This is a genomic window from Kocuria sp. ZOR0020, assembly GCF_000800955.1.
Taxonomy (GTDB): domain Bacteria; phylum Actinomycetota; class Actinomycetes; order Actinomycetales; family Micrococcaceae; genus Kocuria; species Kocuria subflava.
In genome coordinates this window covers 1-21,977 of record NZ_JROX01000109.1, presented here as the reverse complement: position 1 = coordinate 21,977, position 21,977 = coordinate 1, and the positions used below count along the sequence as shown (strand labels likewise).

Here is a 21,977-nt window from a genome sequence, read left to right as displayed (position 1 = left end):
GCACACAGAATTGAGACCACCATGACCCAACAGCACGCATTCCCTGCCGAACAGCGCACCGGCACCGTGCTTGACCAGATCATCGACGGCGTGCGGGAGGATCTGGCCGAACGCAAGAAGCTGGTCTGCCTGGATGATCTCAAGCAGAAGGTGACCACCGTTGCGGCCCCGCGTGACGCGGTGGCGGCACTGCGTGGTCCCCACCCCGACTCCCTGGAAGTGATCGCGGAAGTCAAACGGTCCTCTCCGTCCAAGGGAGAGCTGGCCACCATAGCTGATCCCGCCGTTCTGGCTGCAGCCTACGAAAGGGGCGGGGCCGCCGTCGTCTCTGTGTTGACGGAAGCACGCCGCTTCAACGGTTCCCTGCAGGATCTGGACGCCGTGCGGGCTGCCGTGAGCATCCCCGTGCTGCGCAAGGACTTCACGGTGGACGAGTACCAGATCTGGGAGGCTCGTGCCCACGGCGCTGACCTGGTCCTGTTGATTGTTGCGGCAATGGATGATGACACTCTGCAGCGATTCCTGGAACTCACACGCTCACTGGGCATGGAAGCCCTGGTGGAAGCGCACACTGCTGAGGAAATTGAGCGCGCCAAGAACGTAGGTGCACGGATCGTGGGTGTGAACACCCGCAATTTGAAGACGCTCGAGGTCGATCCCGATCTGTTTGGGCGCCTGGCACAGTTGTTGCCACAGGACGCTGTGACCGTTGCCGAGTCCGGTGTGACCTCACCCGACCACGTTGAGCTCTACGCAAGCCACGGGGCGGATGCCGTGCTCACCGGTGAGGCCCTGGTGCGTGCCGGGGATCCCATGGGAACTGTCAGCGTGTTCCGCTCCGTGGGTGCCGCTGCCCGGGCTGCCTTGCGCAGTGAAGGCGAAGCCGCCGCGCAGGGCCACAAGTGGGCCAATGCCCCAGGCCCGTACTTTGGTGACTTTGGCGGGCGCTGGATGCCGGAGTCCCTGATTGCCGCTCTGGATCAGGTGGAGGAGACCTTTGAGAAGTCCCGCGCGGATGAGGAGTTCCTGGAGGACTTCCGCCGCCTGAGCCGTGATTACGCCAACCGGCCCTCGCTGCTCACGGAGGCCGAGAGGTTCTCTGAAGCTGCCGGCTGCCGGGTGTTGCTCAAGCGCGAAGACCTCAACCACACCGGATCCCACAAGATCAACAACGTTCTGGGTCAGGCACTGCTGGCCAAGCGCATGGGCAAGACCCGATTGATCGCAGAAACCGGTGCCGGTCAGCACGGTGTGGCCACGGCAACGGCCGCCGCGCTGATGGGCATGGAATGCGTGGTGTACATGGGCGCGGAGGACACGGAACGGCAAGGGCTCAACGTGGCCCGCATGGAGCTGCTGGGCGCGCAGGTGGTGGCTGTGCAGAACGGCTCACGAACCTTGAAGGACGCCATCAACGAGGCCCTGCGGGACTGGGTGGCCTCCGTGGACACCACCCACTACCTGCTGGGCACCGCTGCCGGTCCGCATCCGTTCCCCGCCATGGTGCGGTGGTTCCACCAGGCCATCGGTGAGGAGGCCCGGGCGCAGTGTTTGGCCCAGGTGGGTCGATTGCCGGATGCGGTGGCAGCCTGTGTGGGTGGTGGCTCCAACGCCATTGGGATCTTCCATGGGTTCCTGGATGACGAGGACGTGGCACTGTGGGGCTTTGAAGCCGGCGGCGACGGCATAGACACCCCGCGCCATGCCGCCACCATTTCCCTGGGCCGCCCGGGAGTTCTGCACGGTGCTAAGACGTTTCTGATGCAGGACGAAGACGGCCAGACGATTGAATCGCATTCCGTCTCCGCCGGGTTGGACTACCCGGCGGTGGGTCCGGAACACGCCTACCTCAGTGCTGCCGGACGCGCAACGTATCAAGCCATCACGGACACCGAGGCCATGGACGCCTTCCGCCTGCTGTGCCGCACCGAAGGCATCATTCCCGCCATTGAGTCCTCCCACGCCCTGGCCGGCGCCCTCAAGCTGGGGCAGAACTGGTCCCAGGAACTGGGGGAGGCCGCACGGGAGAAGGTAGTGGTGGTATGCCTCTCCGGACGCGGGGACAAGGATGTTGCCACGGCAGCCAAGTGGTTCGGTCTGGTGGATCAGGACCATGAAGAGATCGGGCAGGAGGCCCACTGATGACCGTCATCCAGCCCACGGACCTGGCCTCACGCATCATCCCGGAAGAGGCCCTGGTGCCGCGCGAATCCCGCCTGGCTGATCGCATCCAGCAGTGCAAGGCTGAAGGCCGCCCCGCCCTGATCGGCTACCTGCCGGCCGGATTCCCCACCGTGGAGGAATCCATTGAGGCGGCTGTTGAGCTGGGCACCAACGGTGCGGACATCATTGAGATCGGCATTCCCTACTCGGATCCTGTGATGGACGGTGCCGTGATTCAGCACGCCACCACCACGGCATTGGGCAATGGTTTCCGGGTGGCGGACGTGTTCACCGTGGTGCAGGCCATCGTCACTCGCACCAACGCCGTGCCGATCGTGATGACCTACTGGAACCCCGTGATGCAGCGCGGCGTGGACCGGTTCGCCCAAGAACTGGCCGAGGCCGGTGGAGCGGGCATCATCACCCCTGATCTGATCCCGGATGAGGCTGCCGACTGGTTTGCCGCCTCGGTGAAGTACGGCTTGGACCGGATCTTCCTGGTTGCACCCTCCAGTACCCGTGAACGCATGGAGATGACTGTTCAGGCTTCCAGCGGGTTCATCTACGCGGTCTCAGTCATGGGTGTCACCGGTGCGCGTGATTCGGTTTCGGATGCGGCCCGCAGTGTGGTGGAGCGAACCCGTGCCGCAGGTGGGACCAACGTGTGTGTGGGTCTGGGTGTCTCCAAGCGCGCGCACGTAGAGGAGATCGGTGCCTATGCCGACGGCGTGATCGTGGGCACCGCCCTGGTCAAGGCCCTGGCCGACGGCGGCCCTCGCGCCGTGGGCGAGCTGGCTGCTGAGCTCGCCGGGCGCAACTGAAACGGAATCTGTGAGCATGCCTGTCCTTCCCCAGTCCATTCCCTCTCCCACCTGGTCCAGCTTTGACCTGGGACCCTTGACCATTCACGCCTATGCGCTGTGCATCATGGCCGGAATGGTGGCGGCCGTGCTCATCACCCGACGCCGGTGGGAGAAGCGCGGACTGGATCCGGACATCGTTCTGGATGCCGCGTTGTTGGCCATCCCCATGGGCATTGTGGGGGCACGGCTCTACCACGTGGCCATCACGGACCCCACGTACTACTTCGGCTCCTGGGATGGTTTCCGGGAAATCCCCATGCTGTGGCACGGCGGTCTGGGCATCATGGGGGCCGTGGCCTTCGGGGCCCTGGCGGTGTGGATCATCTGCCGCCGCAACAACGTGCCCTTTGCCAAATTCGCCGACTGTGTGGCACCGGGTTTGTTGGTGGCCCAGGCCATTGGTCGCTGGGGAAACTGGTTCAACCAGGAACTCTTTGGCTCACCCACCACGTTGCCCTGGGGGCTGGAGATCTCCACCACCTCTGGCAACTTCCCGGCCGGTACCCCTGCCGACACTTTGTTCCACCCCACGTTCCTCTACGAATCCCTGTGGAACCTGCTGGGGGCAGCAGTTCTGATCTGGCTCAGCAATTCGGTGCGCACGGCTCACAGGGTCGATGGCGGCCGGCTCTTTGCCCTGTATCTGATCTGGTACGGGTTGGGTCGATTGATGATCGAACTGTTCTTGCGGATCGATCCCTCCTTCATGCTGTGGGGTCTGCGCATTCACGTTTACACGGCGGCAGGCATCGTTGTGTTGGGTCTGTTGCTTTTCCTCTGGTTGCAGCGGCGGATTAGGGCCAGAAGCCATGCCGGCCAGGACGACGTCGCACGTGTGTGACCTTCAGATGTCGTCCGTGTAACAAGCGCGCAACGTCGTCGTCGTAGTGTGTGTGCGATTGGATTGGAGGCTGAGCTTCACGCCGTCGCACCGGGCCCCGGGGGCACCACGTTCTGCCGATGCCCCGCCCCACGCCGGTGATTCCGGCCTTCAACGTTCCACCCAGTGAGGAGAGTCTTCATGACGCAGCCCGATTCCGGACAGCAGCCGCAGACCGCATCCGCGGACGAGCAGGACACCACGCTGCCCCAGGAGACGGTGGAATCCCCGTTCCGTCAGTTCTCCACCGCTCCGGAGGAGCAGGGACTTTACAAGCCGCAGGAGGAGAAGGACGCCTGCGGTCTGGCCGTGATTGCCACCCTGACGGGGGAGGCCACCCACGAGATCGTGGAGAAGGCTCTGATTGCACTGCGCGCCCTGGAGCACCGCGGTGCGGTGGGCGGGGACGAAGGTACCGGGGACGGTGCCGGAATCCTGCTGCAGATCCCGGACGGATTCTTCCGGGAGGTCCTGGACTTCGAGCTGCCGGCCTTTGGTTCCTACGCGGTGGGTTCCGCGTTCCTGCCCACGGACTCCCAGGGCACCAAGAAGGCTGAGAAGATCAAGGCGGGCATGGCCAAGATCGCGGAAGCTGAAGGTTTGGAGGTCCTGGGCTGGCGTGATGTTCCCATCGAGGCCTCGGCCGTGGGGTCCGCAGCGCGTTCCGTGATGCCGTACTTTGCCCAGATGTTCGTACGGGAAGCACCGGATGCGGATGAGGCCTTCACCGGGCACATCCCGGTCTATGACCTCTCCGGTGAGGCCGCCCAGCGGCAACTGGACCAGAAGGCCTTCCGTCTGCGCAAGCGCAGCCAGAACCGGTTGGGTGTGTACTTCCCGTCCTTCTCCTCCTCCACCATTGTTTACAAGGGCATGTTGACCACGGCCCAGCTGGAGCCGTTCTACCCGGATCTCTCCGATGAACGTTTTGCCACCAAGTTGGCCGTGGTCCACTCCCGGTTCTCCACCAACACGTTCCCCTCCTGGCCGTTGGCTCAGCCCATGCGTATCCTGGCGCACAACGGTGAGATCAACACGGTCAAGGGCAACCGGAACTGGATGCGGGCACGTCAGTCCCAACTGAAGTCCCCGCTGTTGGGCCGCAACCCGGAGGAACTGTTCCCCATCTGCTCGGAAGGGGCTTCTGACTCCCAGTCACTGGATGAGGTGGCTGAGCTTCTGATGCTTTCGGGCCGGCCCATCACCCAGGCCATGATGATGATGATTCCGGAAGCGTGGGAGAACCACGAGACCATGGATCCGGACCGCAAGGCCTTTTACGAATACCACTCCACCTTGATGGAACCGTGGGACGGACCAGCTGCCGTGGCCTTCACGGACGGCCGCCGTGTGGGCTCCGTGCTGGACCGCAACGGTCTGCGCCCGGGCCGCTTCTGGGAAACCCAGGACGGTTTGGTGGTTTTCGCCTCCGAGGTGGGCGTGGTGGATCTCTCCGATCGCACCATTGTGCGCAAGGGCCGCGTGTCTCCGGGCACCATGTTCCTGGTGGACACCGTGGAGGGCCGGATCATCGAGGACCAGGAACTCAAGCGGGAGGTGGCCACCCTCAAGCCGTGGCGGGAGTGGACCGAAGGCAACTTGGTGCGCTTTGAGGACCTTCCCCAGCGTGAGCACATGGTGCACCCACGCCGCTCGATCGAACTGCGGCAGAAGACCTTTGGGTACACGCATGAGGAACTGCGCAAGATCGTGGGCCCCATGGCCCTTGCCGGCGCTGAGCCCATCTACGCCATGGGCACGGACACCCCCGTGGCGGTCCTGGCTGACCGCCCGCACCTGCTGTTTGACTACTTTGTCCAGTCCTTTGCACAGGTGACCAACCCGCCGCTGGATGCCATCCGGGAGGAACTGGTCACCAGTCTCAAGGGGGCACTGGGGCCCATGGGCAACCTGCTGACCACCAAGCGGGTGCGCACCCACCAGATCGGTCTGGACTTCCCGGTGATCAACAACGATCAACTGGATCAGATCCTGCACCTGGACGATGACGAGGACATGCCGATCGCCCTGAAGGTCCGCGGCCTCTACCGCCCAGAAGGTGGTGGCCCCGGGCTGCGTGCCCGGATCTCTGAGATCTGCGAAAAGGTCTCGGCCGCCGTGAACCGCGGCGTGGAGTTCATTGTGATCTCCGACCGTGACTCCAACGGCCAATGGGCACCCATTCCTTCCCTGCTGCTGACCAGCGCCATCCACCACCACCTGCTGCGTTCGGCCACCCGCACCCGCTGCTCCCTGGTGGTGGAGGCCGGTGATGTCCGCGAGGTCCACCACGTGGCGTTGTTGGTGGGTTACGGCGCGTCCGCCGTGAACCCCTACCTGGCCATGGAATCTGCCGAGGAGTTGGTGCGCACCGGTCAGATCGCCGGTGTCACCGAGGAACAGGCGGTGGCCAACCTGATCAAGGCCCTGGGCAAGGGTGTGCAGAAGATCATGTCCAAGATGGGCATCTCCACAGTCTCCTCCTACTGCGGTGCCCAAACCTTTGAGGCACTGGGGCTCTCCCGTGACGTGATCGACGACTTCTTTGCGGGCACCCCCTCCCAGATCGACGGCGTGGGCCTTGATGTGATCGCGGAGGAAGCCGCTGCACGGCACCGTCGCGGCTACCCGGCGGACGGGGTCAAGGAGCCCTACATCGGGTTGGAGACCGGTGGCGAGTACGACTGGCGGCGGGACGGTGCACCGCACCTGTTCAGCCCGGAGACCGTGTTCCGCCTGCAGCACGCCACCCGAACGGGCCGCTATGACATCTTCAAGTCCTACACACGCCTGGTGGATGACCAGTCGCAGGAGCTCAAGACCATCCGTGGTCTGTTGAGCTTTGATCCCAACCGCTCACCGATCTCCATTGACGACGTCGAACCCGTGGAAGCGATCCTCAAGCGGTTCTCCACCGGTGCCATGTCCTACGGCTCCATTTCCAAGGAAGCCCACGAGACGCTGGCGATTGCCATGAACCAGATCGGCGGCAAGTCCAACACCGGCGAGGGTGGTGAGGACGTCGACCGCCTCATGGATCCCGCACGGCGTTCGGCCATCAAGCAGGTGGCTTCCGGTCGCTTTGGTGTGACCAGCCTGTATCTGACCAACGCTGAGGACATCCAGATCAAGATGGCCCAGGGCGCCAAGCCCGGTGAGGGCGGTCAGCTGATGGCGCAGAAGGTCTACCCCTGGGTGGCCCGTACGCGTCACTCCACCCCGGGAGTTTCGCTGATCTCCCCGCCGCCGCACCACGACATCTATTCGATCGAGGACTTGGCGCAGCTGATCTACGACCTCAAACGCGCCAACCCCGGGGCCCGGGTGCACGTGAAGTTGGTCTCCGAAATCGGGATCGGCACCGTGGCCAGTGGCGTGACCAAGGCCCGTGCCGACGTCGTTCTGGTCTCCGGTCACGACGGCGGAACGGGTGCTGCACCGCTGAACTCGCTCAAGCACGCCGGTCTGCCGTGGGAACTGGGCCTTGCCGAGACCCAGCAGACGTTGATGCTCAACAACCTGCGGGATCGGGTGGTGGTCCAGGCCGACGGTCAGATGAAGACCGGACGTGACGTGGTGATCGCAGCGTTGCTGGGCGCCGAGGAGTTCGGCTTTGCCACCGCCCCGTTGGTGGTGGAGGGCTGCATCATGATGCGCAAGTGCCACCTGGACACCTGCCCCGTGGGTGTGGCCACCCAGAACCCGGTCTTGCGCGAGCGCTTCACGGGCAAGGCAGAACACGTGGTCAACTTCTTCCGCTTCATCGCGGAGGAAGTGCGCGAACTGCTGGCGCAGCTGGGCTTCCGGACCTTGGAGGAGGCCATCGGCCATGCCGAGGTGTTGCGCACGGAGAAGGCCATTGACCACTGGAAGGCCAACGGCCTGGACCTGACCCCCATCCTGCACTCGGCGGTGCTGGAGCAGCCTGGACGCGCGGTGCGTTCCGGCAAGGGCCAGAACCATGAACTGGACCAGCACTTTGACGTGCAGTTGATCCAGGAAGCAGCCCCTGCCCTGACCAACCGGGAACCCGTGGCGCTGCAGCACACCATCATCAACACGGACCGTGCCGTGGGCACCATGCTGGGTCACCAGGTCACCAAGACCTTTCAAACCGATGACCTGGCCGATGACACCATCACCGTGGCGCTGACCGGTCAGGCCGGTCAGTCCCTGGGTGCCTTCATGCCCAAGGGCATCACCATCCGCTTGGAGGGGGATGCCAACGACTACTCCGGCAAGGGCCTTTCCGGTGGACGCATCATCGTGCGCCCCGAGCGTGACGCCGGCTTTGCCGCCGAGGAGAACGTGGTGGCAGGCAACGTGATCGGCTACGGCGCCACCAGTGGGGAACTCTTCCTACGCGGACGTGTGGGGGAGCGCTTCCTGGTCCGCAACTCCGGTGCCACCGCCGTGGTGGAAGGCATCGGCGACCACGGGTGTGAGTACATGACCGGTGGTCTGGCACTGATCATCGGCCCCACCGGCCGTAACTTTGGTGCCGGCATGTCCGGTGGTGTGGCCTACGTCCTGGACCTGGCGGAGACCTCCGTGAACCTGCAGTCCCGTAGCTCCGGTGAACTGCAGCTGGGGGAGTTGGATGCAGGCGACGTCGACACCGTGCGCACGCTGCTGCAGCGTCACGTGGAGGAAACCGGATCCACCCACGCACAGGCGTTGCTGGAGAACTTCGAGGACACGGTGGGTCGACTGACCAAGGTGTTGCCCCGCGACTACTCCGCAGTGTTGGGCATCCGAGCAGAAGCACAAGCCGCCGGCATGGACCCGGACGGCACAGAAACCTGGAACAAGATCCTGGAGGTGACCACCCGTGGCTGACCCGCGCGGATTCCTCAAGTACACCGAACGTCAGGACCGTCCCAAGCGGCCCGTGCCGGTACGCATCATGGACTTCAACGAGGTCCAGACGGCTCCGGATTCAGCAACCCTGAAGAAACAGGCATCACGCTGCATGGACTGTGGTGTGGCGTTCTGCCATCAGGGCTGCCCCCTGGGCAACCTGATTCCAGAATGGAATGACCTGGTGTGGCGCGGCCACAGCCGTGAAGCCGTGGCGCGCATGCACGCCACCAACAACTTCCCGGAGTTCACGGGCCGTGTGTGCCCGGCCCCCTGCGAGTCGGCCTGCGTGCTCGGCATCAACCAGCCTGCGGTGACCATCAAGCAGGTGGAGTACGCGATCGGTGAGATGGCCTTTGACGAGGGCATTGTGGAGCCGTTCATCCCGGACCGCCTGGTGAGCCAGACCGTGGCCGTGGTGGGCTCCGGGCCCGCCGGGCTTGCCGCTGCCCAACAGCTCACGCAGGCCGGATTCACGGTGGCGGTCTACGAACGTGACGACCGCATTGGTGGTCTGCTGCGTTACGGCATCCCCGACTTCAAGTTGGAGAAGGAGATCCTGGACCGCCGCCTGGACGTCATGCGCGCAGAGGGAACCCGCTTCCGCACCGGTGTGGAGATCGGCAAGGACATCACGTGGGACCAGCTGCGGCGTCGGTACGACGCCGTGATCGTGGCAACCGGAGCCCTGGAGGCCCGCGAACTCGGGGTTCCCGGACGTGAACTCAACGGCGTGCACCACGCCATGGAGTACCTGACCCAGGCCAACCGTGTGGCGGCCGGGGACGAGGTCCCCAACCAGATCCGGGCCGATGGCAAGCACGTGGTGGTCCTGGGCGGCGGTGACACCGGTTCTGACTGCATCGGCACCGCCAACCGTCAGAACGCAGCATCCGTGACCAACATTGCCATCGGGTTCGAGTTGCCGGCGGAGCGCCCGGATGACCAGCCGTGGCCCATGACCCCGCGTGTCTTGGACGTGTCCTCGTCACACGAGGAAGGCGTGGACCGAGTCTATCTGTCCTCCACCGTGGAGATCCTGGGGGAGAACGGTCGGGTCACCGGACTGAAGGTGGCTGAGACCGAGTACCTGCATGACGGCAGGCGCGTGCCCAAGGAAGGCACCGAACGCGTGGTGCCCGCAGACATGGTGCTGTTGGCGTTGGGTTTCACCGGTAACGAATCCGATGAACTCGTGGAGCAGATCCACACCGATCTGGACAAGCGCGGCAACGTGGCACGTGATGACACCTACATGACCACCGTTGACGGAGTGTTCGCCTGCGGCGACGCCGGCCGTGGCGCATCCCTGGTGGTCTGGGCCATCGCTGAGGGGCGCGCGTGTGCATCAGCGGTGGAGAAGTTCCTCACGGGCAGCACCAGACTGCCCTTCCCAGTGGCCCCCAGCACGCAGGCCATCAACCTGCGGTGAAACCGACGGCGGCGGGCAAAGCAACGCAACCCGCCGCCGTCGTTGCCCTGCCCCTGCCCCAAGGCGAGTAGGGTAGGACGTGAAGCAGGCCGGACACGGCCTGAACGCCCTGGCAGTGACGCCGCGTCGGCCCTTGTATCCCGCGCACGTTACGGGTCGATGCGCAAGTTGCCCTGATGGGCCCATCCGTATTCGACCGAAAGGCATTCCTCATGAGACGAGCCAAGATCGTTGCCACGATTGGACCGGCTATTTCGTCCTACGAGAAGCTCACGGAAGCAATTCAGGCGGGACTGAACGTCGCTCGCCTGAACATGAGCCACGACACCCACGAAACTCACCTGATACAGTACGAAAACCTGCGTCGGGCTGCTGCTGACCTGGACAAGAACGTGGCCATCCTGGCTGACCTCCAGGGCCCCAAGATCCGCCTGACCACCTTTGTGGACGGACCCCACTTCCTGGAGGTCGGGGACGTCTTCACCATCACCAGCCGTGAGGTGGAAGGCACCAAGGAGATCTGCGGAACCACCTTCAAGGGCCTGCCGCAGGACGTCCGCGTGGGCGATGAACTGCTGATCGACGACGGCAAGGTGCGCGTGCGTGCCACCGCCGTGACCGACACCGATGTGACCACCGTGGTGGAAATCCCCGGCAAGGTCTCCAACAACAAGGGCATCAACCTGCCCGGCGTGGCCGTGAACGTGCCGGCCCTGTCCGACAAGGACGAGGAAGATCTGCGGTGGGCACTGCAGACCGGTGTTGACCTGATCGCCCTGTCCTTTGTTCGCACCGGAGACGACATCTCCCGCGTCCACGAGATCATGGACGAGGAAGGCATCCGCCTGCCGGTGATCGCCAAGATCGAAAAGCCCCAGGCCGTGGAGAACCTCCACGAGATCATCGACTCCTTTGACGGGATCATGGTGGCCCGCGGTGACCTTGGCGTGGAGCTGCCCCTGGAAGAAGTTCCCGTGGTGCAGAAGCGCGCCATCGAGTTGGCCCGTCGCTGGGCCAAGCCGGTGATCGTGGCCACGCAGGTGTTGGAAACCATGATGGACAACCCGCGCCCCACGCGTGCCGAGGCCTCTGACTGCGCCAACGCCGTGCTGGACGGTGCTGACGCTGTGATGCTCTCCGGTGAGACATCCATCGGCAAGTACCCGATCGAGGCTCTGCAGACCATGGCCAGGATCATCGAGGCCACGGAACGTCACGGTTCCGAGCGCATCGGTGGCCTGCTGTCCGAACCGCGTACCCGCGGTGGCGCCATCACCCGTGCCGCTGTGACCATCGCCCGGCAGCTGGACATTGGCTACATCACAACCTTCACGCAGTCCGGTGACTCCGCTCGGCGTCTGTGCCGTCTGCGCCCCTCGCAGCCCATCCTGGCCTTCACACCGGATCAGAAGGTCAGCGCCTTCTGCGCACTGCTGTGGGGTGTGGAGCCCGTCCAGGCCGAGGCTGTGGACCACACCGATGAGATGACCAAGCAGGTGGACCGCTACATGTACCGCACCGGCCGCGCCGGTTCCGGGGACCTGGTGGTCATCTGTGCAGGCTCGCCCCCAGGCGTGGCCGGTTCCACCAACCTGGTCAAGGTCCACCGGATCGGTGACCAGCAGGATGCCGGTGCCGTGGCTGAGGACACCCCGGAGTACCACGAGAGCGTGGGTCCGTGGAGTGCCGACCGCTGATCCGTCAGTGACGTTGTGACTTGTTGCCCCGCGGGTTCTTGGGAACCGGCGGGGCAACGTCATGACTGGGGCCGAGCGGGAGAGCAACTTTCCCTGTCACCATCCAGATCGTCGTACAGTGCCACGGAAACGGTGCGGGTCCGCGGTAGTGACCGCGTACTCGTTCAACGGGGAAGCAATGGCGTGGGAACGATGCAGCCGGGTGCGGGCCGAACGGAGGCGACCGGTACGCCGTCACGGTTCACGGACGTGCACGCGCATTTTGTGCCGCAGGCCTATCGCCAGGCGCTGCTGGAGCAAGGCATCAACTTTCCCGATGGCTCACCCATTCCGGAATGGTCCGCGGCCGGGCACGTGGAGGCGCTGGATGAACTGGGGATCACCACGGCCATGCTCTCTGCCTCCCGCCCCGGCGTGGAGGTGGATGGCCGCCCCGAGTACTGGGCGCGGTTGCTCAACGAATCCGGTGCCGACGCGCGGACGGAGCATCCGGGCGCTTCGGGCTCCTGGCTGCCTTGCCACTTCCGGAGATCGACGCATCCTTGCGAGAGATCGCCCACGCTTTGGATGACCGGAACGCGGACGGTTTTGCCCTGCTGACCCACGTCCAGGGGGTGTATCTGGGGGATGCCCGTCTTGATCCCGTGATGGAGGAACTGAACCGGCGTGAGGCCGTGGTGTTTGTGCACCCCACCTCACCGGCCGGTTGCGCCCACGTGGACATGGGGCGGCCCGCGCCGCTGGTGGAGTACCTGTTCGACACCAAGCGCGCCGTCATCAACCTGGTTCTCACCGCAACGCTGTCCAGGTACCCGGCCATCCGGTGAATCGTCCCGCACAACGGGGCGGTGTTGGCAGACGTGGCGGACCGCGACCACCTGTTCCAACAGTACGTGCTGCATGCACCATCCGAACTGGATGTCCAGCAGGCGCTGAAGGGACTGTTCTACGAAGTCGGGTCTTCGGCGCCCTTCCCCAAGGCCGCCGCCGCGGTAAGGACCCTGACCACGGATGACCACATTCTGCTGGGCACGGATCTGCCGTATGCGCCACCGGCAGCCGTCCGAGCAAACATCCATCGAATCCGCGGCGGTGAGTACCTGGAAGAACCGAGCCTGACGCAGCTGTGCCACGGCACGGCGGACACCCTGTTCCCGCGGCTGCACCCGTGAAACGGATCACTCGGGATGACCGCGTGGGGCGGGTTTGCCGTGACACGCAGTCAACGGGGGAAGATCTCTCCCTGGATACCGTTGCGCCCCGGGGCTAACTTTCCAGATCATAACCGAAAACTCACTGGGTGATTTCCTCCGAGCTCGGCGCGCCCGCCTGCGGACAACTGAGCTCGGAATCGTCGCCCCCACCCAACGACGCCGAGTGCCCGGCTTGCGCCGCGAAGAAGTGGCACAGATGGCGGCCATCAGCACGGACTACTACACGCGGCTGGAACAGGGCCGGATCCAGCCCTCGGCCGCCGTGCTGACTTCCGTGGCCGATGCCCTGCAGCTCGATGCCGCCACCACCGATTACGTATGCACAATTGCCGGACTCACAGCGCAGGCACCCGCAGCCACGCCGCCCGTTCACGACGCACAACAGTTGGCCTTGGTGCAGTCCTTCATCGACGACCTGCACATGACGCCTGTTTTCGTCGTGGGGCCCAGGACGGAGATCCTGGCGTGGAATGACCTGGCCGCAGCCATGATCACGGACTTTGCCGTCATCCCCGAATCTCAGCGCTACTTCATTCGCCTGCTCATCACGGATCCGGCCATGCGTGGGCTGTACGCGGACTGGGAGGAGGTCACGCGAATCTCCGTGGAGCAACTGCGCGCCTTGAACGCAACAACACCGGATGACCCCGAGCTGTGCCATCTGGTGCAGGAGCTCAGGGCCATCGACCCGGAGTTCGCGTCCTGGTGGAATGCTCACGCCGTTGAGCCGCGAACATCGGGGATGAAGGTCCTCCGTCATCCCGTGGTGGGGGAACTGCACCTCGACTGGATGGCGCTGACGTGGAACACCGTTCCCGACTGGCAATTGATCGCCTGGAAGTCTCCCGCGGAAACACCCACCCACCAACGGCTACAGCTGTTGGCACAACACAGCAAGGAGCTGAGAAAATGTCGAAGGCACTTCCTCCCGTGGCACTGGGAACCTGGTCCTGGGGCGCAGGTTCTGCCGGCGGTGACTAGATCTTTGGCAACAACCTGGACACCGCAGATCTGGAACCGGTGCTCGATGCCGCCATGGCCGCGGGTCTCCGTCTCTGGGATACCGCCCAGGTCTACGGCGGCGGGAGTTCCGAGCAGATCCTGGGAAGACTGGCCTCCCGGTATCCGCGTGATGAACTCATCCTCTCCACCGAGTTCACCCCGCAGATCGCACCCGGGTCACAGAATTCGGTCCGGGACCTGCTGGAGGGCTCCCTGGAGAATCTGCACACGGATTCGGTGGACATCTACTGGATCCACAACCCCTCCGACGTCGAACGCTGGACACCGTTCCTGGTGGAACTGGTGCAGACCGGCAAGGTCGGCCGCATCGGTGTCTCCAACCACAATCTGGAGCAACTCCAGCGGGCCCAGGAAATCCTGGCACCCAGCGGGGTGCGGATCACTGCCGTCCAGAACCACTACAGCCTGTTGTACCGGTCATCGGAAGACGCCGGGATTGTGGAGTACTGCGCACAGGAGGGGATCGACTTCTTCGCCTACATGGTGCTGGAACAAGGCGCACTGTCCGGGAAGTACGACGCCGAACACCCCATGCCCGCTGATTCCCAGAGGGGCAGGACGTACAACCCGATCCTGCCCAAGCTCACCCCCGTGTTGGCGGAACTGTCCGCCATCAGCCAGGACCATCAGGCCACGGTGCCTCAGGTCGCCATGGCCTGGGCCATCACCAAGGGCACCATTCCCATCATCGGCGTCACCAAGGCGGAACAGGTCAACGATGCAGCACAGGCTGCAGCCCTTGAGCTCAGCCCCACGGAAATGTCCCGCCTGGAGGACGTGGCAGCCGCCAGCGGAGCGCAGACCCGCGGTGGCTGGGAAGCCCCCATGGTCTGAGACCGCCTCCCGACCCCACCTGACCATCGCCTCCGACCGTGGACCTGACAGCAGCCACCGCTTGCTTCTGAGGCGGATCACACCGAAGGGACCTTCCAGATGGCTGACTCCGCGTCCACATCGGTGCCCGGCACCAAACATCACGGTCCGCACCGCGCCGTGGACACCAGCCAACTCTTCTTCGACCTGGTGTTCGTTTTCGCCATCACGGAAGTCTCCGGACTGATCCGTGAGCAACCCGATGCGCAGGGGTGCTGCGGGCCGCCATCCTGCTGGCCATGATGTATTGGTTCTGGGTGCTGAGCACCATCCAGACCAGCTTCCGTCAGATGAGCACGGCGGGCAACCGCTTGGTGATCTTCGGGTTGACCTTCACCGCGTTGCTGATGGCCTTGGCTATCCCCGCCGCTTTCGAGGAACGCGGTCTGCTGTTCGCCGGGGCCTATTGGTCCGGGCGTGCGCTGGTGTTCGTCACCCTGGCCCGGCGTACGCCCGCCGTGAGGCCCGTGTACGCGGTGAGTCTTCTGCTAACGGGACCTCTGCTGGTGGCCGGAGCCCTGCTGGAATCGCCCTACCGGGAGGTGCTCTGGGCGGCAGCGGCCCTGGCCGAAATCCTGGCACCGCGGGTGAACCACCGCAGGATGCGCACCCTGGTCTACGACCTCGAACACATCGTGGAGCGCTTCGGTCTGCTGGTGATCATCGCCCTGGGGGAGACCATCATCTCCACCGGAGAACCGCTGGCGGAGACCATGAGATTCAGCCTTCCGGAGATCATCACCTTCACGGCGGCGTTCGTGTTGACGATCTCCCTGTGGTGGTTGTACTTCGACCACTCCGCAACGTATCTGGGCAGGCACCTGGAATCCGCACCCGTGACCTTCGAGGCGGTTCGGGGCGCCTTGACCTACACCCAGTTCTGGATCGTGGGCGGGGTCATCGCCGTGGCCGTCGGGGTCCATGAATCCCTGTTGGAGCCATTGAAACCGCTGCCGGTGGTGGTGGGACTGCTCATGTTGGGAGGAACCACGGCGTTCTACGCGGTGTTCACACACCTGCGCTTCACCGTCACGGGGCGGCTGCACCGGTCCAGGATCCTGGGCGTTCTGGGCTGCCTGGTGCTGGCCGTGGGGCTTCCGTGGCTTCCGGCGGCCGGAGTCATGGTGGGGTTGGCCGTGCTGACCGTTGCCACCAATGTGTGGGAGCGTCTGCACCCGGCCAGCGCCGGGGCACCGAGTGGCGCTGACTGGTACCTGGACGAGCACTAGGACATGGTTCTGACAAGACCCCTGGCGTGGCCGGTGACCGGCCCTGCCAGGGGTCTTGATTCTTGTGCCCAAGGTGGGACTTGAACCCACACTCCGAAGAACCGCATTTTGAGTGCGGCGCGTCTGCCAATTCCGCCACTTGGGCCAGGCACGCGAAAAAGTGTACCCCACATCCGGTTGTACGCTGGACAGTGAGCACGTAGCCCATCACCAGACGCTTTCAAGGAGCACCGGCAGTGAGCCAGAACAGCAGTCAGCCCGAGCAGTCCGCCCAGGGAACGGGTCAGTCAGTGGACGTGACCGAGGCCGAAGCCATGAAGGGAGCCGGTGCCCCGGAATCCTTCAGCACGCGCAAGCGTGTGCTGGTGGCTGAGGACGAATCCCTGATCCGCATGGACGTGGTGGAAATGCTGGAGGGTGAGGGCTACCAGGTGGTGGGGGAGGCCGACAACGGCCAGCGCGCTATTGACCTGGCTCGCGAGCTTGAGCCGGACCTCGTCCTGATGGACGTCAAGATGCCGGTTCTGGACGGCATCACCGCCGCCGAGCAGATCGCCTCCGACCGCATTGCCCCGGTGGTGCTGCTGACGGCCTTCAGCCAGAAGGAGCTCATTGAGCGGGCGCGGGAAGCCGGGGCCATGGCCTATGTGGTCAAGCCCTACACGGCAGCTGACCTGATCCCGGCCATCGAGATCGCCCTGTCCCGCTTTGAGGAGATCGTTTCCCTGGAGGACGAGGTCTCTGAGATGAAGGATCAGTTCGAGACCCGCAAGATGGTGGAGCGGGCCAAGTCCTTGCTCATCACCAAGATGGGTCTGAGCGAGCCCGAGGCCTTCCGCTGGATTCAGAAAACTTCCATGGACCGGCGTCTGTCCATGCGGGAAGTGGCGGAAGCCATCCTGAATCAGGTCGCCTGACATCTTGCGGTTCGGGTGGTCTCCGGTCACGGTGTCGGTGACCACCCCTAAGATGGGTCCGTGAGCGATCAGAGCCAGCCCAAGCCCGCCGTCGTCGTGATCGGTTCCAAGACCGAGAATCCCCAGGAAGTGCAGTTGCCGGTGCCCGTGTCCCGGCCGGAGCGCAAACTGTTGTTGATTGACGGCCATTCGCTGGCCTTCCGCGCCTTTTTCGCCCTGTCCCGTGCGGCTGAGTACGGCAACGGTCCGGCCTTTGTCACGGAATCCGGGGAGCACACGGAGGCGGTGTACGGCTTCCTGAACACCATGACCAAGCTGATGCGTGAGCAGAAGCCCACTCACCTGGTGGTTTCGTTCGACCTTGAGGGTCCCACTTTGCGTTCCCAGGAATACGGTGAGTACAAGGGCGGCAGGGATGAGACCCCTGAGGCCTTCCACGGTCAGGTGCCCCGCATTCAGGCTGTGTTGGAGGCACTGGGGGTTCCGGTGGTGACCAAAGAGGGTTACGAGGCCGACGACGTCCTGGCCACCCTGGCCCGTCGTGGTGCCGCTGCCGATTTTGAGGTCCTGGTGTTCTCCGGTGACCGGGATGCTTTCCAGATGGTGGATGACCACGTGACTGTGGTGTACCCGGGCCGCACGCCGTCTGATCTGAAGATGATGGATGCCGCAGCCGTCATGGAGAAGTACAAGGTCCCTCCGCAGTACTACCCGGATCTGGCAGCGCTCACCGGCGAGCAGGCGGACAATTTGCCCGGTGTTCCCGGTGTGGGTCCGGGCTTTGCCGCCAAGTGGATCGAGGCCTACGGAGACGTTGAATCCGTACTGGAGCACGCGGAGAAGATCACCGGCAAAAAAGGTGAGGCGCTGCGGGAGAACGTGGAGCTGGTGCGCCGCAACCGCAAACTCAACCGGTTGGAAACGGGTCTGGACCTGAAGATCGAACTGGACCAGGCCGAACTGCCGACGCCTAATCAAGACGCCGTCAACGCGTTGTTCGATGACCTTGACTTCGGCTCCGGGCTGCGCGGCCGTGTGTTCGAGGCCTTCGCAGGCCCTGAGGCCGGTCCCGCGACGGCTGTCTCCGGTCTTGAGGTGGCAGAAACCGTTGAATCTGCCCAGCAACTTTCCGCCTGGCTTGATGCCGCGGCCGGACGGGAGACCGCGGTACGGCCCCTGCGCCACGACGACGACGCCCCGCAGCCAGGTGGCCGGGAAGTCACCGAACTCTTGTTGGCGCGTGGCAGTGCTGAAGAGCATCCGGCCACGGCTGTCCACCTGGATCTGATGGACGCGGATTCCCAGCTGGAGCAAGTTCTGGCCGACTGGCTGGCTGATGCCGAGCACACCAAGGTGGTCTGGGGTTTTAAGGATCTGTGGAAGTCTCTGCACCTGCGGGGGCTGGAGCTTGAAGGCGTGGTGGATGACATCGCGTTGTCCGCCTATCTGATTGAACCCGCCCGCCGCAGCTACGAGCTGGAAGCGCTGCTGGCAGATCACCTGGACCTGCAGGTTGCCCCGTTGGGGGATGCCGGCGCGCAGGCCAAGGATGACCAGTTGGCACTGGATGTTGCGGGGGAGAGCGCCGATGGCCCCAGGACCTCTGCTGAGGTTGCTCTCCGTGAGGCAGAACTGGCCGTGGCCTCCCTGCAGTTGTCTGGGTTCCTGCGCGGGAAGCTGGAGAATGATGGGCAGACGGCTCTGCTGACCGGCATGGACCTTCCGCTGGCCAAGATCCTGGGGCAGATGGAACTGACCGGCGTGGCCGTGGACCGGCAACGCGTGGATGCCTTGATCAAGAGCCTGGAGGGCCCCATCCAGCAGGCTTGGGACGCCGCGCAGGCCCTGGTGCCTCGCGAGGAGGGTGAGCCGGAGATCAAGCTGGGTTCCACCAAGCAGTTGCAGACGGTGCTGTTCGAGACCTTGGAGCTGCCGCCCACCAAGAAGATCAAGACCGGCTACACCACCTCCGCAGCCGCCCTGGAGGAACTGTTGACCAAGGTGGACCCGGAGTCTCCGGGTGCCCAGTTCCTGTTGGCTCTGCGCCGGTGGCGTGACACCACCAAGCTCAAGCAGATCGTCCAGGGGCTGCGCTCAGCCATCAAGGACGATGACCGCATTCACACGGACTACCAGCAGACCGTGGCTGCCACCGGCCGGTTGTCCTCCACGGATCCCAACCTGCAGAACATTCCGGTGCGCTCGGAGGAGGGCCGCCAAATTCGCGGTGCCTTTGTGGTGGGAACGGATGGTCAGGACCAGTTCCAGGCCTTGGTGACCGCCGACTACTCGCAGATCGAAATGCGGGTGATGGGACACCTCTCCAAGGACGAAGGCCTGATTGAAGCCTTCCGGGACGGCGAGGACCTCCACCGTTACGTGGGTTCCAAGGTTTTTGGCGTGGAACCGGAAGACGTCACGGCCCAGATGCGCTCCAAGGTCAAGGCCATGAGCTACGGCCTGGTGTACGGCTTGAGCTCCTACGGACTCTCCCAGCAGTTGAACATCTCCGTGGACGAGGCCCGGACCATGATGTCCGATTACTTCAAGCGGTTCGGCGGCGTGCGCGACTTCCTGCGCGGTGTGGTGGATGTGGCACGGGAGAACGGATACACGGAGACCATCGACGGTCGTCGTCGTTATTTGCCGGATTTGACCAGTGACAACCGCCAGCTGCGGCAGGCCGCCGAGCGCATGGCACTGAACGCGCCCATCCAAGGGTCAGCTGCGGACATCATCAAGAAGGCCATGATCCTGGTGGACCGTGAGTTCCAGGGCCAGGGATTGCGTTCCCGGGTGCTCATGCAGGTCCACGACGAACTCGTGGTGGAGGCTGCCACCGGTGAGGTGGAGAAGGTCAGTGAGATCCTGCGTACGCAAATGGGCTCGGCCATTGAGCTCTCCGTGCCGCTGGAAGTGAACGTGGGCGTGGGGCCGGATTGGAACGCGGCCGCCCACTGAGTTCACCGTGGGTTGGACCCACCGTGTTCTGGCTGACACACGCCCGGATGGTATTGATTCAGGCTCCCTGCGGGGCCTAAACTAGCCGAGTGTGTGTTCTGCGCGCACTGTCCACAGACGTCGAAGCCCCAGCGGTTCCCGCCCTTGGACGCTTCACTGACCATAATCAATTCATCGGAGTCCCTACTACATGACCACCACCACCCCGCAGGTTGCCGTCAACGACATCGGCTCGGAGGAAGACTTCCTCGCAGCCGTCGATGCGACCATCAAGTACTTCAACGACGGCGATCTGGTGGAAGGCACTGTTGTCAAGGTTGACCGTGACGAGGTCCTCCTCGACATCGGCTACAAGACCGAAGGTGTCATCCCGTCCCGCGAGCTGTCCATCAAGCACGACATCGACCCCGATGAGGTCGTGACCGTGGGCGATGAGGTCGAAGCCCTGGTCCTCACCAAGGAGGACAAGGAAGGCCGTCTGATCCTCTCCAAGAAGCGTGCTCAGTACGAACGCGCCTGGGGCGACATCGAGAAGGTCAAGGAAGAAGACGGCGTTGTCACCGGTACCGTCATTGAGGTTGTCAAGGGTGGTCTGATCATCGACATCGGGCTGCGCGGCTTCCTCCCCGCATCCTTGGTTGAGATGCGCCGCGTCCGCGACCTGGCCCCCTACATCGGCCAGAAGCTGGAAGCAAAGATCATCGAGCTGGACAAGAACCGCAACAACGTGGTCCTGTCCCGCCGTGCATGGCTCGAGCAGACCCAGTCCGAGGTCCGCTCCGACTTCCTCAACAAGCTGGAGAAGGGCCAGGTCCGTTCCGGCCATGTCTCCTCCATCGTCAACTTTGGTGCCTTTGTGGACCTGGGCGGCGTTGACGGCCTGGTGCACGTCTCCGAGCTGTCCTGGAAGCACATCGACCACCCGGGTGAGGTTGTTGAGGTCGGCCAGGAAGTCAAGGTCGAGGTGCTGGACGTGGACATGGACCGCGAGCGTGTCTCCCTGTCGCTGAAGGCCACCCAGGAAGATCCCTGGCAGCTGTTCGCCCGCACCCACGCCCTGGGCCAGGTTGTGCCCGGCAAGGTCACCAAGCTAGTTCCGTTCGGTGCGTTCGTTCGCGTCGAGGACGGCATCGAGGGCCTGGTGCACATCTCCGAGCTGGCTCAGCGCCACGTGGATCTGGCAGACCAGGTTGTTGGCGTCAACGAGGACCTGTTCGTCAAGGTCATCGACATCGATCTGGACCGTCGTCGGATCTCCCTGTCCCTGAAGCAGGCGAACGAAGGTGTTGACCCCGAGTCCACCGAGTTCGATCCCGCTCAGTACGGCATGGCTGCCGAGTACGACGAAGAGGGCAACTACAAGTACCCCGAGGGCTTCGATCCCGAGACCAACGAGTGGATCGAAGGTTTCGAGGAGCAGCGCGCCGCTTGGGAGCAGCAGTACGCCGATGCCCAGACCCGTTGGGAAGCTCACAAGGAGCAGGTGCGCCGTCACCTGAACGAGGACGCCGAGGCCGCTGTGGCCGGCGCCGGTGTGGCAACCGCTGCCGCCCCGACCTCCTACTCCTCCGAGGCTCCGGCCGAGGACGAGGGCACCTTGGCTTCCGACGAAGCTCTGGCCGCCCTGCGCGAGAAGCTGACCGGCAACTGATCTTCTGATCAACCGGACTCGAAGGCTCCGTCACTCCTGGTGAATGACGGGGCCTTCCCCTTGTCAGCTCGGGCTCTGCGCGCGACTCTCCCGTCTCGTGCCGAGTGAACACTTTCCTCGCCCTTGTCCGCCGAATAGGCCGTTTGATCGCCCCTGACACGCTCAGCGGCGATCAAACGGCCTATTCGGCGGGGGAGGAGGGGAGGTCCACCCA

15 protein-coding genes, 1 tRNA gene and 1 pseudogene are annotated in these 21,977 nt (G+C 64.1%); 16 read left to right on the top strand and 1 reads right to left on the bottom strand.

The window, feature by feature from the left end; all coding sequences use genetic code 11:
* The first annotated feature begins 21 nt into the window (after positions 1–21).
* From trpB to L979_RS07100, 13 genes and pseudogenes are all read left to right on the top strand, one after another.
* Entirely contained in the window at positions 22–2,142 is a 2,121-nt protein-coding gene (trpB, locus tag L979_RS17080) for a tryptophan synthase subunit beta (RefSeq protein ID WP_052209632.1), read from the top strand.
* Entirely contained in the window at positions 2,142–2,984 is an 843-nt protein-coding gene (gene trpA, locus L979_RS07145) for a tryptophan synthase subunit alpha (RefSeq protein WP_081993977.1), read from the top strand. Before trpB ends, trpA begins: the two co-directional genes overlap by 1 nt.
* A 16-nt stretch (positions 2,985–3,000) precedes the next feature.
* Complete coding sequence (lgt, locus tag L979_RS07140) at positions 3,001–3,867, top strand: prolipoprotein diacylglyceryl transferase (RefSeq protein WP_047690945.1); 867 nt, start codon at positions 3,001–3,003, stop codon at positions 3,865–3,867.
* Positions 3,868–4,047: 180 nt separating this feature from the next.
* Complete coding sequence (gltB, locus tag L979_RS07135) at positions 4,048–8,745, top strand: glutamate synthase large subunit (protein WP_047690942.1); 4,698 nt, start codon at positions 4,048–4,050, stop codon at positions 8,743–8,745.
* Positions 8,738–10,198 carry a glutamate synthase subunit beta gene (locus tag L979_RS07130; protein WP_047690940.1) on the top strand — a complete coding sequence of 487 codons (1,461 nt, stop codon included), beginning with the start codon at positions 8,738–8,740 and terminating at the stop codon, positions 10,196–10,198. Before gltB ends, L979_RS07130 begins: the two co-directional genes overlap by 8 nt.
* A gap of 212 nt (positions 10,199–10,410) precedes the next feature.
* Positions 10,411–11,895, top strand: coding sequence for a pyruvate kinase (pyk, locus tag L979_RS07125; protein ID WP_047690937.1), 1,485 nt, complete (start codon positions 10,411–10,413; stop codon positions 11,893–11,895).
* A 183-nt stretch (positions 11,896–12,078) separates the two neighbouring features.
* On the top strand, positions 12,079–12,495 hold the full coding sequence (locus L979_RS16265; RefSeq protein WP_197052097.1) for a hypothetical protein: 417 nt from the start codon (positions 12,079–12,081) through the stop codon (positions 12,493–12,495).
* Entirely contained in the window at positions 12,411–12,722 is a 312-nt protein-coding gene (locus tag L979_RS14565) for an amidohydrolase family protein (RefSeq protein WP_052209631.1), read from the top strand. The genes L979_RS16265 and L979_RS14565 overlap by 85 nt, the downstream gene beginning before the upstream one ends.
* A gap of 21 nt (positions 12,723–12,743) precedes the next feature.
* Positions 12,744–13,067, top strand: a complete 324-nt coding sequence (locus tag L979_RS14560; protein WP_052209630.1) for a hypothetical protein — start codon at positions 12,744–12,746, stop codon at positions 13,065–13,067.
* 106 nt (positions 13,068–13,173) lie between these two features.
* Positions 13,174–13,980: pseudogene (locus tag L979_RS15030) on the top strand (helix-turn-helix domain-containing protein); the annotation flags it as partial.
* Positions 13,981–14,090: 110 nt separating this feature from the next.
* Entirely contained in the window at positions 14,091–14,966 is an 876-nt protein-coding gene (locus tag L979_RS07110) for an aldo/keto reductase (RefSeq protein WP_369792980.1), read from the top strand.
* Between the two features lie 99 nt (positions 14,967–15,065).
* Positions 15,066–15,248 (top strand): hypothetical protein, encoded by a 183-nt coding sequence (locus tag L979_RS07105; protein WP_047690931.1) that lies wholly within the window; start codon positions 15,066–15,068, stop codon positions 15,246–15,248.
* Complete coding sequence (locus L979_RS07100) at positions 15,245–16,234, top strand: low temperature requirement protein A (RefSeq protein WP_156125474.1); 990 nt, start codon at positions 15,245–15,247, stop codon at positions 16,232–16,234. The genes L979_RS07105 and L979_RS07100 overlap by 4 nt, the downstream gene beginning before the upstream one ends.
* A 65-nt stretch (positions 16,235–16,299) precedes the next feature.
* On the opposite strand, the gene L979_RS07095 is transcribed toward L979_RS07100, so the two are convergent.
* Positions 16,300–16,379 (bottom strand) — tRNA-Leu (locus tag L979_RS07095).
* 169 nt (positions 16,380–16,548) lie between these two features.
* Here L979_RS07095 and L979_RS07090 point away from each other — a divergent pair.
* From L979_RS07090 to rpsA, 3 genes are all read left to right on the top strand, one after another.
* Positions 16,549–17,151: an ANTAR domain-containing response regulator gene (locus L979_RS07090; protein WP_052209639.1), complete on the top strand. Its 603-nt coding sequence runs from the start codon at positions 16,549–16,551 to the stop codon at positions 17,149–17,151.
* 60 nt (positions 17,152–17,211) lie between these two features.
* Entirely contained in the window at positions 17,212–20,112 is a 2,901-nt protein-coding gene (polA, locus tag L979_RS07085) for a DNA polymerase I (protein WP_047690924.1), read from the top strand.
* A 190-nt stretch (positions 20,113–20,302) separates the two neighbouring features.
* Positions 20,303–21,763: a 30S ribosomal protein S1 gene (gene rpsA / locus L979_RS07080; protein WP_047690922.1), complete on the top strand. Its 1,461-nt coding sequence runs from the start codon at positions 20,303–20,305 to the stop codon at positions 21,761–21,763.
* The last annotated feature ends 214 nt before the right edge of the window (positions 21,764–21,977 follow it).